Origin of the sequence: Gordoniibacillus kamchatkensis (genome assembly GCF_000829455.1) — a bacterium.
GTDB classification, from domain to species: Bacteria; Bacillota; Bacilli; order Paenibacillales; family NBRC-103111; genus Gordoniibacillus; species Gordoniibacillus kamchatkensis.
On the sequence record NZ_JXAK01000101.1, the window covers coordinates 1 to 13,849 of the forward strand.

The 13,849-nt window shown below is 57.9% G+C and carries 16 protein-coding genes; 2 read left to right on the forward strand and 14 right to left on the reverse strand.

Annotated elements, in window-relative coordinates; all coding sequences use genetic code 11:
- Positions 1 to 167 precede the first annotated feature (167 nt).
- The 12 genes from SD70_RS31110 to SD70_RS31170 form a co-directional block, all read right to left on the reverse strand.
- A complete protein-coding gene (locus SD70_RS31110) occupies positions 168 to 1,013 on the reverse strand; it encodes a purine-nucleoside phosphorylase (protein ID WP_041052455.1) in 846 nt (281 codons plus the stop codon).
- Between the two features lie 41 nt (positions 1,014 to 1,054).
- Positions 1,055 to 2,230 (reverse strand): phosphopentomutase, encoded by a 1,176-nt coding sequence (gene deoB / locus SD70_RS31115; RefSeq protein ID WP_041052456.1) that lies wholly within the window; start codon positions 2,228 to 2,230, stop codon positions 1,055 to 1,057.
- Between the two features lie 79 nt (positions 2,231 to 2,309).
- Positions 2,310 to 3,215 (reverse strand): site-specific tyrosine recombinase, encoded by a 906-nt coding sequence (locus SD70_RS31120; protein WP_231571707.1) that lies wholly within the window; start codon positions 3,213 to 3,215, stop codon positions 2,310 to 2,312.
- Positions 3,216 to 3,348: 133 nt separating this feature from the next.
- Positions 3,349 to 3,582 carry a DUF4227 family protein gene (locus SD70_RS31125; RefSeq protein ID WP_041052457.1) on the reverse strand — a complete coding sequence of 78 codons (234 nt, stop codon included), beginning with the start codon at positions 3,580 to 3,582 and terminating at the stop codon, positions 3,349 to 3,351.
- Between the two features lie 147 nt (positions 3,583 to 3,729).
- Positions 3,730 to 4,839 (reverse strand): alanine dehydrogenase, encoded by a 1,110-nt coding sequence (gene ald, locus SD70_RS31130; protein ID WP_041052458.1) that lies wholly within the window; start codon positions 4,837 to 4,839, stop codon positions 3,730 to 3,732.
- 91 nt (positions 4,840 to 4,930) lie between these two features.
- A complete protein-coding gene (locus SD70_RS31135) occupies positions 4,931 to 5,749 on the reverse strand; it encodes an SDR family oxidoreductase (protein ID WP_052488092.1) in 819 nt (272 codons plus the stop codon).
- Positions 5,750 to 5,817: 68 nt separating this feature from the next.
- Positions 5,818 to 6,261 carry an HXXEE domain-containing protein gene (locus SD70_RS31140; RefSeq protein ID WP_052488093.1) on the reverse strand — a complete coding sequence of 148 codons (444 nt, stop codon included), beginning with the start codon at positions 6,259 to 6,261 and terminating at the stop codon, positions 5,818 to 5,820.
- Between the two features lie 93 nt (positions 6,262 to 6,354).
- Positions 6,355 to 6,951 (reverse strand): TetR/AcrR family transcriptional regulator, encoded by a 597-nt coding sequence (locus SD70_RS31145; RefSeq protein WP_041052459.1) that lies wholly within the window; start codon positions 6,949 to 6,951, stop codon positions 6,355 to 6,357.
- Between the two features lie 1,082 nt (positions 6,952 to 8,033).
- Positions 8,034 to 8,522 carry a ferric iron uptake transcriptional regulator gene (gene fur, locus SD70_RS31155; protein ID WP_041052461.1) on the reverse strand — a complete coding sequence of 163 codons (489 nt, stop codon included), beginning with the start codon at positions 8,520 to 8,522 and terminating at the stop codon, positions 8,034 to 8,036.
- 90 nt (positions 8,523 to 8,612) lie between these two features.
- Positions 8,613 to 9,248, reverse strand: a complete 636-nt coding sequence (gene spoIIM / locus SD70_RS31160) for a stage II sporulation protein M (protein WP_331436865.1) — start codon at positions 9,246 to 9,248, stop codon at positions 8,613 to 8,615.
- A gap of 163 nt (positions 9,249 to 9,411) precedes the next feature.
- A complete protein-coding gene (locus tag SD70_RS31165; RefSeq protein ID WP_052488094.1) occupies positions 9,412 to 10,626 on the reverse strand; it encodes an endonuclease Q family protein in 1,215 nt (404 codons plus the stop codon).
- Complete coding sequence (locus tag SD70_RS31170; RefSeq protein ID WP_041052462.1) at positions 10,623 to 11,186, reverse strand: NUDIX hydrolase; 564 nt, start codon at positions 11,184 to 11,186, stop codon at positions 10,623 to 10,625. The genes SD70_RS31165 and SD70_RS31170 overlap by 4 nt, the downstream gene beginning before the upstream one ends.
- A 109-nt stretch (positions 11,187 to 11,295) precedes the next feature.
- Here SD70_RS31170 and mciZ point away from each other — a divergent pair, with 109 nt between their 5' ends.
- Complete coding sequence (gene mciZ / locus SD70_RS36625; protein ID WP_156158297.1) at positions 11,296 to 11,451, forward strand: Z-ring formation inhibitor MciZ; 156 nt, start codon at positions 11,296 to 11,298, stop codon at positions 11,449 to 11,451.
- Between the two features lie 328 nt (positions 11,452 to 11,779).
- Here mciZ and SD70_RS31175 read toward each other — a convergent pair whose 3' ends face one another.
- Entirely contained in the window at positions 11,780 to 12,916 is a 1,137-nt protein-coding gene (locus SD70_RS31175; protein ID WP_041052468.1) for a M20/M25/M40 family metallo-hydrolase, read from the reverse strand.
- Positions 12,917 to 13,017: 101 nt separating this feature from the next.
- On the opposite strand from SD70_RS31175, the gene prli42 reads away from it, so the two are divergent.
- A complete protein-coding gene (gene prli42 / locus SD70_RS36630; RefSeq protein WP_156158298.1) occupies positions 13,018 to 13,119 on the forward strand; it encodes a stressosome-associated protein Prli42 in 102 nt (33 codons plus the stop codon).
- A gap of 30 nt (positions 13,120 to 13,149) precedes the next feature.
- Here the strand turns inward: prli42 and SD70_RS31180 are convergent.
- The coding region (locus SD70_RS31180; RefSeq protein WP_197081241.1) for a 2-oxo acid dehydrogenase subunit E2 at positions 13,150 to 13,849 on the reverse strand (700 nt) is incomplete at its 5' end.

The window sequence follows — 13,849 nt, forward strand, 5'->3', positions numbered from 1 at the left end:
CTCACGATGGACACCCTTGCTCTTGGCTAGTGGTTGGCCACTACAAGCCCCCACAGCGGACTTTCACCGCCTAGTTAATCGCCATGCGTGGCGCACTAAGAGGGGCCGCGGATAATGTCCGCGGCTCTGCGTACGTGTTGCTGTTCATGTTGTTCCTCTTCGACAAGTCACTGAAGCTCTTCAATGATCCCCAGCACCAGCTGCAGAAATTTCGGCTTCACCCGTTCGGTCGTCTCCATGACTTCCGCGTGCGAAAGCGGCTGGTCGAGCATACCTGCGGCCATGTTGGAAATGCAGGAGAAGCCGAGCACTTCGATACCGGCGTGACGCGCCACGATCACTTCCGGGACGGTGGACATGCCGACGGCGTCGCCGCCGAGGATGCGCATCATGCGAATTTCGGCCGGCGTCTCGTACGTCGGACCGAGCAATCCCAGATAGACGCCTTCCTGCAACTTAAGGCCTTGCCGCTCAGCTACCTGGTGCGCAATCCGGCGCAACCGCTTGCTGTAAGCTTCGGACATGTCCGGGAAGCGGACGCCGAGAGCGTTGTCGTTCGGCCCGATGAGCGGGTTGCGTCCCGTAAAATTAATATGGTCGCTAATGACCATCAGATCGCCGACCTGAAAATGTTCGTTGATGCCGCCCGCCGCGTTCGTCACGATCAGCGTCGTCACCCCGAGCTCTTTCATGACGCGCACCGGGAACGATACCGTCTCCGGACCGTACCCTTCGTAGCCATGGAAACGCCCTTTCATCATGACCACCGGCTTGCCTTTCACGCTTCCGAGCACGAGCTCGCCCGCGTGTCCTTCCACAGTAGACACGGGAAAATGGGGAATGTCCCCGTAATCGAGAACAATCGGATCTTCGATCAAATTCGCCAATACGCCAAGACCCGAGCCGAGAATAAGACCGATTTGCGGCTTCAGCCCTTCGGCCTTGCCTGCAATGTATGCGGCCGCCTCGCGAATGCGATTGGCGTCCGTCCCGATACCCGCCGTTTGTGCCATAATTTCGCTGATTCCTCCTCTATTGACGAAGCTGCGATCTGTTATTGAAGCGAAGATAAGAAGCTCGTGCCGTGCCCGTCCCAGACAATGCCGAAGTTATCGGCGACCGTCGCCCCCGCGTCGGCATACGTCGAGCGCACGCCGATCGAACTGGGGCTTGCAAACCTTGGGCTATATAGCAAAATCGGCACGTATTCGCGCGTATGATCCGTCCCGGGGGCCACCGGGTCGTTGCCGTGATCCGCCGTCACCAGAAGCAGATCGTCCGGCCCGATCGTTCCCATCAGCTCCGGCAGCGCCGCGTCGAACTCTTCGAGCGCCCGGGCGTATCCTTCCGGATCGCGGCGGTGCCCGTAAAGCGAATCGAAATCGACCAGGTTCACGAACGTTAGCCCGCGGAATTCGCGCTTCATCGTCTCGATCGTTCGCCGGATGCCGTCGGCGTTGCTCTTCGTCGAGTACGCTTCCGTAATGCCCTCGCCCGAGAAAATGTCGTTGATCTTGCCGATCGAGATCACATCCAGGCCGCCATCCTTCAGCTTGTTCAGCACGGTCGGAGCGGGCGGCTTGACCGCGTAATCGTGCCGGTTCGGCGTCCGTTTGAACGCGCCGGGCTGGCCGACGTAAGGACGCGCAATGACGCGGCCGACGGCAAACTCCGGACGCAGCGTCAGCTCACGGGCGATGTGGCAAGCTTTGTACAACTCTTCGAGTGGAATCATTTCCTCATGCGCGGCAAGCTGGAAGACGCTGTCCGCCGACGTGTAGACGATCCAGGCGCCGGTCTTCATCTGCTCTTCGCCCAGCTCGTCCAATATTTCCGTCCCCGATGCCGGCTTGTTGCCGATCACTTTGCGGCCGGTCGCTTGTTCGAATGCAGCGATCAGCTCCGAGGGGAAACCTTCCGGGTAAACCTTGAACGGAATGTCTACGTTCAGCCCCATCAGCTCCCAATGTCCGGTCATCGTATCTTTGCCAACGGATGTCTCCGCCATTTTGCCGTAGTACGCTTGCGGCTTGTCGGCCGGAGGGACGCGCTCCAGCTCGGCGATGTTGCCGAGTCCGAGCCGCTGCATGTTCGGCACCGCGAACGTTTCGACCCGCTGCGCGATATGGCCGAGCGTATGCGAGCCCGCGTCGCCGAAGCGGGCAGCGTCCGGAAGCTCACCGATGCCGACGCTGTCCAGCACGATAAAACAAATGCGTTGAAAGCCCATGTTGCTTGTCCTCCCGTGGCAGCTGTAAAATTTTACTACTCCTCATTATCTCACTTTATCGCCCAAGAATGCAAAACGGTCACATCCGCTTGCCGGAGCGCGGATGAGCCGCGTCGTACACGTCTTTCATGAGCGCTTTGGCCGTCTGTGCATACGCCTGCGTCGATGCCGCCGACGCGTGGCCGAGCATGTCCTGCACGGCGCGGACGTCAGCCCCGTTTGCCAGCAAATGAGCGGCGAACGAGCTGCGCAGCAGCTGCGGCGTCAGCGAAGCGGTAATGCCGGCAGCCTCCGCGCACCGCTTCACAATGTTCCAGAACGCCTGCCGGGTCATGCCGTCCCCGCGCTGCGATACAAACAGAGCGTCAGTCTCCACCCCGGGGCGAAGCAGGCGCGGGCGCCCTTCCCGCAAATATGCCTCGATGGCCTGCAGTGCATAGCCGCCGATCGGCACGATTCGCTCCTGCCCGTCGCCGCCTTCGCAGCGTAAAAAGGCGAGCGCCACGTTCACATCGCTCATGTGCAGCGAGACGAGCTCCGTAACGCGAAGCCCCGTGGCGTAAAGCAGCTCCAGCATCGCCTTGTCGCGCTGTCCGGAAGGTGTGTTCGTGTCCGGCGCGGCGAGCAGCCGCTCCACGTCCGCTACGGGCAGCGCCCGCGGCGTCTTGCGCGGCGCCTTCGGCGCTTCGATGAAGCGCGCCGGATCGTGACCCATGCGGCCGCTGCGCACAAGAAACGCATATAGAGCTCGGATCGAAACGACGGCACGGGCGCGCGTCGCCGGCGAGCGGCCGCGACGGCTTAGGCTCGACAAATACGCCGAGACGTTCGTTTTGGTTGATTGGGCCAGCGTCAAGACGCCCTGCTCGCGCAAATATGAGATATACGGCAGCAAGTCGCGCCGGTACGAAGCCAGCGTATTATCCGCCAGCCTTCGCTCCGCCGCCATTTCGGCGAGCATCGTCTCGACATCTTGTTCCATCATCGCTAGTTCCCCTTCCGCCTACCTTCAGCAAAAAAACGGCCGCCGTTCAAGGCGGCCGCTTCATGATTTCGCTGCAGGCTGCGTCGATTCCTGCCGGTCAGCCCAAGCAAAACGCAAACATTACTCTCCGGCGCTACTCCCCGTACCAATAAAACAAACGCAGCCTTTCGCCTACCGTGCCTCTCTCCGACGGCAGCGCCGCATGCCGGAACGCCTTCACCGCCTGATTGTGCGGCTCGCGGTATTTATCGCGGGGCTCCAGCCATCCGTCAAGCCATGTCATCACATGATACAAAGCCAGCGTCAAGGCGATGAACAGCGTCAAAAAGCGCAGCCGGTCCAGCCATTTGCGATAAGAAACAACCATCGTCCGTCCCTCCTTGCCATGCGGGAGCATCGCTATAGCTCCAACTTAGCGTTAAGCTGTAGCTGTAGCGCCGAGCAATGTGCAGGACACTACATGGCCAGCTTAACTCTTAGGACAAACGTATGACCGCTTCCTATACAATATGCCTTATCCGAGCGTTTGAACGAACGGCATCCCGACCGCTTCGGCCACAGCCGGATGGGTTACGCCGCCGCGGTACGTATTGACGCCCAGCTTCAGCGGCCCGTTCTCCTTGACGGCACGCTCGAAACCTTTGTTCGCCAGCTCCAACGCATACGGCAGCGTCACGTTCGTAAGCGCAAACGTGGAAGTTCGCGGCACCGCTCCCGGCATGTTGGCGACGGCATAGTGCAGGACGCCGTGCTTCACATAGGTCGGGCTGTCGTGCGTCGTCACGCGGTCGACAGTCTCGATCGAGCCCCCTTGGTCGACGGCGACGTCGACGATGACGGCGCCCTGCTTCATTTGCTTCACCATGTCTTCGGTAACGAGTCTCGGCGCGCGGGCTCCCGGGATCAGGACGGCGCCGATGAGCAAGTCCGCTTTTTGCACGGCGGAGGCGATATTGTACGGACTGGACATCAAAGTGCGCACCCGGCCGTCGAACACGTCGTCGAGATAGCGCATGCGATCGGCGCTGCGCTCGATAATGACGACGTTGGCGCCGAGGCCGAGCGCCATTTTGGCTGCGTTCGTGCCGACGATGCCGCCGCCGAGAACGATGACGTCGGCGGGCGGTACGCCGGGTACTCCGCCGAGCAGAATGCCGCGGCCTCCATTAAATATTTCCAAATAGCGCGCTCCGATTTGCACCGACATGCGCCCTGCCACTTCGCTCATCGGCGTAAGCAGCGGCAAACCGCCGTTCGGCAGCTGAATCGTCTCGTAAGCGATGCCGGTCACGCCGCTTTTCACGAGATGCTCGGCGAGATCGACGGCAGCGGCCAAATGCAAATATGTAAACAGCAGCAGGCCTTCGCGGAAATAGCCGTATTCGGAAGGCAGCGGTTCCTTCACCTTCATGATCATCTCGCTGCCTGCCCACACTTCGGCAGCCGCCGCCATCAGAATCGCGCCTTCTTTGGCGTAATCGTCGTCGCTGAAGCCGCTCCCTTCCCCCGCTCCTTTCTCGACTAGCACCGTATGGCCGGCCTGGCGCAGCATTCCGGCGCCACCCGGCGTCAAAGCGACGCGGTTCTCGTTGTTTTTAATTTCCTTAGGCACCCCAATAATCATGATGGCGTTCCTCCTCTAAGCGCATAAGTACGGCTTTAGAACGGGTTGTACGGCCGTCCTGCGCACTTTCGCAAACTAAAGCGCACATATACTAGAGCAAAGATTCGGCGCCGTCAATATAGATTTCCGATCCCGTAATGTGGCTGGAATGATCGGAGGCGAGGAACAGCACCAGATCGGCTACTTGATCCGGCGAGCCGGGCTTGTGCTCAAGAGGTTGGCTGCCTTCCGGGTACTTGACCGGAATTTCGATTTTGTGCAGCTCGGGAGTTTTTTGGGTATTTTCGCTAATGTTCGTCTGAATCGCGCCGGGACAAATGATGTTCACCCTTATCCGGTACCTGGCCAGCTCGAGCGCCGCCATTTTGCCGAACGCCATTTGCCCCGCCTTGGACGTGCTGTAAGCCGACATGCCGAAGCCGGAAAACGAGCGGTTGCCGTTGATCGAGCTGGTGATGATGATGCTGCCGCCATTTTTCTTCATATGCGGGATGGCGTATTTGACCGCCAAAAACGTCCCCTTCAAGTTCGTCGTCAGCGTATGGTCCCATTCTTCGGGAGACATATCCTCGATCGGCGTCACGACGCCGTTGATGCCCGCGTTGGCAAAAACGACATCAAGCCGCCCCCACTCTTTCATCGCCAGCTCGACGGCCGACTGGACGCGGACCGGGTCGGACACGTCGGTGTCCACGACGATTGCCTCCCCGCCCTGCGCTTCGATCAACTCCTTCACCTCTCCCGCCCGCTGCTCAGTCAAATCGACGAGACAGACGCGCGCGCCGTTCGCGGCGAGTTTGAGCGCGGCCGCTTTGCCGATGCCGGATCCAGCCCCGGTAACGAGGGCGACGCGGTCTTTTACCCACCCTGTCATCGTCGTTGCCTGCCGTTCTTGCACCGCTGTGGTCATGTTGGGAACCCCTCCGTAGAAAGTGATATTCTCCCGTTAACGTTCCCTGGCGGTGCTGAAAATATAATCTAAATGCGGGCGTTCCGGCCCGCCCGGTACAGCCTAACGTACATATAAAGGCAGTACGGGAAAGCGACGGCGACGGCGGTGACGACACCGGGCGTATATTGCCGCAGCAGCACGGTTTGGCCGACGTGAGTGAACACGTTGACGAATAGTACGGTCAGCACCGCAACGTAAAGATTGCGCGCCCGGCCCGTGCCACCGCTCCTTGCGGCAGCGCTGCTGATGCGCCAAACGAGCAGAAACAATGCCGCTACAACGGCGGCAAACGCAGGAGTCGACCATGTGAACGAGGCGAGGATACCGAATTTGTCGAGCAGCTCCATGCGATGTCCGATCATCCAATCGTGAATAAGAACCAGCTCTTCGGCATCATGAATCAGGAAAATAACGGGAAACAACCGAATCGATGTCTGCAGCGAAAGATGCCGGTTGAACGACGTTAGCATGGCGGATCAGCTCCTTATGATCATTTTTTTGAGTAATCGCTCAATTATATGTGAAAAGAAAAGCTCCGAACCGGAGCGAGGGGCTTTGCACGATTATGTACCGCTCAAGCCGTTAAGCGCAATTTCCACAACTTCACCCACATACTGACGGTCGGACTGCTCGCTGCGTGCGCGCCCCATCCGTTCCGCAAGCATCGCGAACGCAAGCAGCGAGGACAGCAACATGGCCGCTGCCGTCGCCAGCTTCGCGCGATGCGTTGTGACGGGCGCCGCGCGGGCAAGCAGCTTCGCTCCTTGCTCCGTCATGCCGGCAATGAGCGACGTCACTTCCCGCTGAACGGCTTCATCCGCACTTAGCTCGTGCGACCATATGAGCTGCAAATAGTCTTTATGGGAATCGACAAACCGGACATACATTAAGCCGAATGCCGTCAGCGCTTGCTGCGGGTCCATCGTCTCGAATTGCGGAGCGCTGTCTTGCAGCGTCTCCAGAAAGGAGAACCGTCTGACCGCTTGCAGCATCAGCTCGCGCTTGCCGCCGAAATAGTAAAACAACAGCCCTTCGGCCACCCCGGCTTCGGCTGCGATTTCCTTCGTCGTGGCGGCGTGAAAGCCTTTGGCGGCAAATACCCGCAGTGCTGTGTCCAGGATGTGTATTCGTTTGGCGTTTTTATTGCTTCTCGCCGGCATAATTTATGCTCCCTCCAGGCATTTTGATGGATAATGGGGAACGTATGATTGTTGAGTATTCACTCAAGTTGAGTGTATACTCAAAATTCGTTCACGTCAATCACGTCGGGATCTCTGCTATTGCGACGCGTCTCCCGCTAGGCGGGGTTGTGTGGGTGACTTGGGCGGCTTGGTGGTTTGGTGGTTATGGCCGGTTTGGTGGTTATGGCGGTTTGGTGGTTATGGCGGTTTGGTGGCAAGTATAGTTAAGGAGTAATTGCAATTTGGCGAATATGGTAGTTTTGTGGCTTTGATTATTTGATTTTTGAACTGCTTGGTGGTTACGGCGTTTATCGAGTTGATGGCAGTTTGGCGGTTAAAGCGGTTACGTCGGCTATGGCAATTTGACGGATGCTTGTCAGCCTCTTGCTGTCATCTTGCCAACAACGACTTTATAGCCGCTGATTGCGACTCCCATGACGCCCTTCTGGGCGAAATTTAGAAAAAATCCGTGTAGCGCACGAATAATCCGTGTACAGCGAACAAAATTCGTTTTCGGAGAATCCCAGGGCGCTAACCGCCTTTGTGTGCCTTTTAGGTCCATATTAGCGTCTCCACCGTCTCTGCATAAAGAACTCGGGCGCTAAGCTGCTGTTCAGACGATGTACGACGAAATGCAGACGATGTGCAGACAAAGCAGCATGGAAATCCGAAACGGCAACATTCATTACATGATCGAAGTCAAATTTCGAGGGGCTTCTCCGAAACCGAGTATACAGTGAACAAACTTCGTTTTCGGGCGATCTTAGGGCGCTAACCACCGTTGTGTGCCTTTTAGGTCCATATTAGCGTCTCCACCGTCTCTGCATAAAGAACTCGGGCGCTAAGCTGCTGTTCAGGCGATGTACGACGATATGCAGACGATGTGCAGACAAAGCAGCATGGAAATCCGAAACGGCCACGTTCATTGCGTGATCGCAGTCAAATTGCGAAAGGTATCGCCGAAGCCGAAGCGATCGTTACGAGTATATCGCTCGATGACGCAGGCGAGCGGCAGACCGAAATCCCCAAAAGTAAAACAGCCTTCCGCAATCACACGGCTCTTAAGCCTGCGAATGGGAAGGTTGTTGTTTAATAAGCGCTGCGGGCTTGTCTTTGCCGTTGCAGCGGTAACAGATGCCTTGAAAATCGAGCCGGTGGTCCAGCACGCGGAACGAATATTCCCGCTCCAGACGCTCTTCCAATGGCGTCAGCCAGTCCTCCATAATTTCGTCGACTGCCCCGCACTGCACGCATATCAAATGATGGTGGTGATGATGCGTCGAATCGTTGCGCAAATCGTAGCGGGCCACGCCGTCTCCGAAATTCATCTTCTCCACGACGTGCAGCTCGCTGAGCAGCTCCAGCGTACGGTACACGGTAGCGAGGCCGATCTCCGGGGCCTTGTCCTTGACGAGCATAAACACGTCTTCCGCGCTGAGGTGGTCTTCCTCGTTCTCGAGCAAAACGCGCACGGTCGCTTCGCGTTGCGGCGTCAGCTTGTACCCTTGCGATTGCAGCTGCTGCTTAATTTTCTCGATGCGTGCCTCCACAAGACGTCCCCCTTCCCCGAGCCATGCCTCTCCTCATTATAGGGGGATGGTTGCAAGAAAGTCAACGTTTCCGCGTGCTTGTGCCGCACGTCATACCAGCAGCATCGGCGCGACCCATTTCATGACGTAAGGCGACAGAAAGCCTTCATATAGGGCAGCGGCGGACAGCACAATCGTCAAAAACACCGACGTGCCCGTATACTGCCAGAACGACTGAGCCAGCGCCCCCCGCCGATGCTGAAACCGCGACTTGATCAAATGCAGCGAAAAACCTGTCGCCGCTACGCTGGCAATCAAAATGACGGGAATAATGACGAGATTTTGCGGCGCCACGGAGACGAGGGCGAACAGCATCCCTTTCCACGCGAACTGGCCTGTCAAATAGCCGACCGTAAAGCCGACGAGAACGCCTTTCAGAAAATCGAGAACGAACACGAGCGGCAGCCCGACGACCGACAGCCCCAGCAGCCAAATAAGCGCCATCCATTTCACATGCAAGCCGAGCGTCTGCCGGAACGAATCCGCTTGTGGCTCGCCGAGCATCGTGCCGTCGTCCACGTTCTGGAAAAAATAGTTCAAATGCCGCGCCAGCTCCTGCTTTTGATCGAGCGACAGCGCATTGACCATGACGGCGCCGAACACGACGCCGATCAAAAACAGCACCGATACGAACATGTACAGCGCCAAATGACTTTTCATATAAGACTTGATGGCCGGTTGCCGCAACGTTCGTCCCTCCTTTGGCCTGCGAAAGCGCGCCAGCCTATTGGCCGCTGCGCGTTCCTATGACAAGCTTATGAGACGAGCCGCCCAAGTATGATTGCGTTCTAGCGTTAAGCTAGAGTTGAAATGGCGAGCAACGCACCAACACTTTACAGCCAGTTTAACGCTAGCTTAGCTGCCGCACCCGGCCGTAACGCCCGCCGCCGCCGACGTCGGTTTCCAGCTGCCCTTCCCGGGCCAGCACGATGTAGCGGGCGACTTTATCCCCGGCTGCTGCCGCCAGCTCTTCGTACGAAGCCTCATGCAAAATGCTCATCTCCGTGCCGAAACGGGACAGCAGCTTCTCCAGAGTACGGTTGCCGAGGCCGGGAATGAATTCGAGCGGTACCTGATACCGGTACGGCGGGCGGTAACCGGGTACTAGCGGTTCGGTGCGGTCGGCTATATGCATAATGCGGTCCATGACGCCGCGCACCAGCTTCAAGCTGCCGCAATACGGGCAGCGCTCCGCGGCCGTCCCGCTCTCGTCCACGATTTCTTCGCACGATGCGCAGTACGAGCGGTGATATTTGCCGAGCCGGGGATTGAGGCCGTAATTGGCGGCGACGCGCCGGCCGTGTTGACGGGCCAGCGCCAGCGCCAGCTCCTCGAAGCTGGGAGCGGCAAGCTGCAGCTCGTTGTATTCGCGCCCGATTTTGGCAAGCGAATGCGCGTCCGAATTGGTGACGAACGTGTAACGGTCGAGCTCGGAAATATGGCCTGCCATTTCCGTATCGGCGCTCAGGCCGAGCTCGACCGCGGCGATGCCGTCAAGATCGAGCAGCGCTTCCATCCGCTCGCTGACGCTGCCGTAAATACCTTTATGGGGCGTAAAGACGTGCGCCGGAACGAACAGTCCGCCCCGATGGACCGCTTCCTCTTGCAGCACGCGGGCCGGAACGCGAATGCGCTGCGTGCTGAGCCCGACATTTGCCATATGCCGGCTCATCCAGCTTGTGAACTGTTTCATGGCGTCAAGCGTCGGCATGTAAACAAGCACGTGCGCTTCATTGCACCCGGGGTCTTTCACTTCAATTTCGCTGCCGAGAATGACGGTCGTGTTCTTGTAGCGAATTCCTCCGCCTTGCTGCAAAGTCATGTCTCCGGACTCCAAATACGCTTCGATTTCGTCCTGAACGGCCGGCGAGTGGCAGTCGATAATGCCGATGAGTTCGATTCCTTTGCGCTCCGACGCTTCTTTGGCGATGTTGTAGAACGTCAGATCGCGGGAGCCGGTTATTTTGACAGGGGCGCCTTTTTCGGTTCGTCCGATGTGAATGTGCAAGTCGGCATAAACGGTGCGAAGCCCGCCGGCCGGCTGCTGCGGTTGCCGCTCTGTCACTGACCGAAAGCTCCCGTCAGCTTGTGCAGCTGCCACGCGTATATGGCCAGCAGCGTCTTCGCATCGCCGATCCGGCCGTCCTTGACATATTGCTGCGCCTGCTCGAAGGTGATCGACTCGACGTTCAGAAACTCGTCTTCGTCGGGACGGGCTTCGCCTTTTGTCAATTGCTCGACTACGTATAAATGCACGATTTCGTCAGCAAAACCCGGCGATACGGCAACCGAATGGAGCAGACGGACTGATTCCGCCCGGTACCCCGTTTCCTCCTCCAGCTCGCGCAGCGCGGCCGTCTCCGGCGGCTCTCCCGGCTCCAGCTTCCCGGCCGGAATTTCGACCAAGCTTCGCTCCAGCGGCTTGCGGTATTGCTCGACAACGAGCAGCTTATCGTCTACCAGCGCGAGCACAGCGACTGCACCCGGGTGCTTGACCAGCTCCCGCGTCGACGTCTCTCCGTTCGGCAGACGCACGGTATCGACCTGCACCGAGATGACTTTTCCGCGGAAAATCGGTTTCGTCTCTACCGTTGGTTCTTCAAACACCTTGCTATCTCTATTCATCGTTCGCACTCCTTCGCTTCTGCGCAAGGGGACAAACGTCATAACTTGTCCCGCCCGCGCATATGGTTCCTATTATAACAGAAAACGAAGCGAAGGACGGCGAAGGCGCATGAAAAGCTACAGAACAGAACGGCAATGGCGATTGGTCGGCAAGGCATGGGAAATTCGCGCGCATTTGCGCAAACAGCTGCAGCAGGCGGATCGAGACGTCACGCTGCACGCCTGGCTCGGCCGGCGGTCGGCGGCAAGCGCTGGCCGGGCTTGATTGCAGAGGAAAGTGGGATGGCTCGTGCTTCCGGTTCACGTTGTGGTGCTGGTTCACTTCGTTGCGGCTTATCGCAGATTGGCAAAATACAGGCAAGCTGTTGCCGCCGGCAAGTAAGTATAGATGAATTTAACAGTTCTATGATTGTTATCGCTCACGAAATCTTCCTCCGAATCTTTTAGCATTATTGATTTTTTCTACCCAATATATTCCATATGCTTCTTAAATTTCCCCTTACCCAAATGCAGCGCCTTTTCCCTGCACGCAAAAAAGCCCGCAAGCAGTCAGTCGAACGGACTCTGCGCTTGCGGGCGTTTGCACAATTATGTTACTTAGCAGATGCGGTGACCTCGTCTACGATCGCCAGCACAACTTCCGCTATTTTCACGATATCGCTGATCGCAATATGCTCCTGCGTCGTATGAATTTCCTTGTAGCCGACAGCCAGGTTCACGGTCGGGATGCCTAGACCGTTAAACACGTTGGCGTCGCTGCCGCCGCCCGAATGGAATGTGCGCGGGGTACAGCCGACGGCGCGCAGCGCTTTCGAAGTAAGCTGCACGATCGGCGCCTCGTCGTCGAACATAAATGCGGCGTACACGATATTGGACTCGAATTCGCACGTTGCGCCGAATTCTTTCGCCGCCGATTCGCAAGCTTCCTTCATGGCAGCAATCTGGGCATGCAGCTTGTCGCCGACGATGCTGCGCGCTTCCGCTTCCAGCTTGACCTGGTCGCAAACGACGTTCAGCGGCCCGATGCCGGAGAATGAGCCGATGTTGGCCGTCGTTTCGCTGTCGATGCGCCCGAGCGGCATACGGGCAACCGCTTTGCTCGCCACCTGGATGGCGCTGATGCCGTCCTCCGGATTGACGCCGGCGTGCGCCTTGCGGCCTGTAAATTGGATCGAGATTTCGGCGCGTCCCGGCGCCGCCACGGCGATATCGCCGATCGGGCCGTTGGAGTCGAGAGCAAAGCCGAAATCGGCCTGCAGCCAGCCCGGCTTCATCGCGCGGGAGCCTTTAAGGCCGACTTCCTCTCCCGCGGTAATGACAAAGCGCAGCGTGCCGTGCGGAATGTTGCGTTCGCGCATAACCCGGATCGCTTCGAGCATGGCGGCGAGTCCGACTTTGTCGTCGCTGCCGAGTATCGTCGTGCCGTCGCTGCGGATAATGCCATCGTCGCCGATTTGCGGCTTGATGCCTTTGCCGGGGGACACCGTATCCATGTGGCTGGTGAAAAACACCGTCGGTATGCCCGGACGGGAGTCGGTCGCAGCCAGCGTGCAGATAAGATTCCCGGAGCCGAGCCCCGTGCGCTCCTTGGAATCGTCCTCTTCGACGGTGAGGCCGAGTTCGGTAAACAGCCGCTGCAAATGTTTGGAAATGTTTTGCTCATTCTTCGATTCGCTGTCGATCTGCACGAGCTCGATGAACTGCTTCACCAAACGGTCTTGATTGATCATGCTGGACATGTTCGTCATCGCCTGCTTTCCATACGTCGCTATTGTCGATACAATAAGGATGTTCACCCAAATACGTTTGTCCGCGAAAGGTGGCCTTCCGCATGCGACGTAAACAGCTTTGGTTCAAGCTAGTCATTTATTTGATGCTCATCGCGATCGTATTCTCGACGGTGCTCTATGCCGTCGAAGCGCTGCTGCTGTAGTCCGCACGGGGCTCTTGAAGCCGCCGCTGGTCAATACAGCTTCGTATCCAAATTATATGCTTCGAGATTTTCTTTTACGCGCTGCAGAAAGCGGCCGCAAATAATGCCGTCGAGAATGCGGTGATCCAGCGACAGGCACAGGTTCACCATCGACCGAACGGCAATCATGTCCTGAATGACGACCGGCTTCTTGACGATCGATTCGAACGTGACGATAGCCGCCTGCGGGTAATTGATGACCGGATACGACAAAATCGAACCGAACGAGCCCGTATTGTTGACGGTGAACGTGCCGCCTTGCATGTCGCCCAGCGTCAGCTTGCCGGTCCGCGCCTTGCGCGTCAGCTCGTCGATCTCGCGGGCGAGGCCGGCGATGCTTTTTTGGTCGGCGCGTTTGATGACCGGCGTCACGACGGATTCCTCCGTGCCGACGGCAAGCGAAATGTTGATGTCGCGCTTGACGATGATTTTGTCTACGGCCCACACCGAATTCATGATCGGGTAGTCTTTGATCGCTCCTACGACAGCCTTGAGCATGAAGGCGAGGTACGTCAAGTTGATGCCTTCCTGGCGCCGGAACTCGTCTTTGATTTTGTTGCGAAGCAGTACGAGGTTCGTTACGTCGACCTCGATGATCGGGTAGTCTTTGATCGCTCCTACGACAGCCTTGAGCATGAAGGCGAGGTACGTCAAGTTGATGCCTTCCTGGCGCCGGAACTCGTCTTTGATT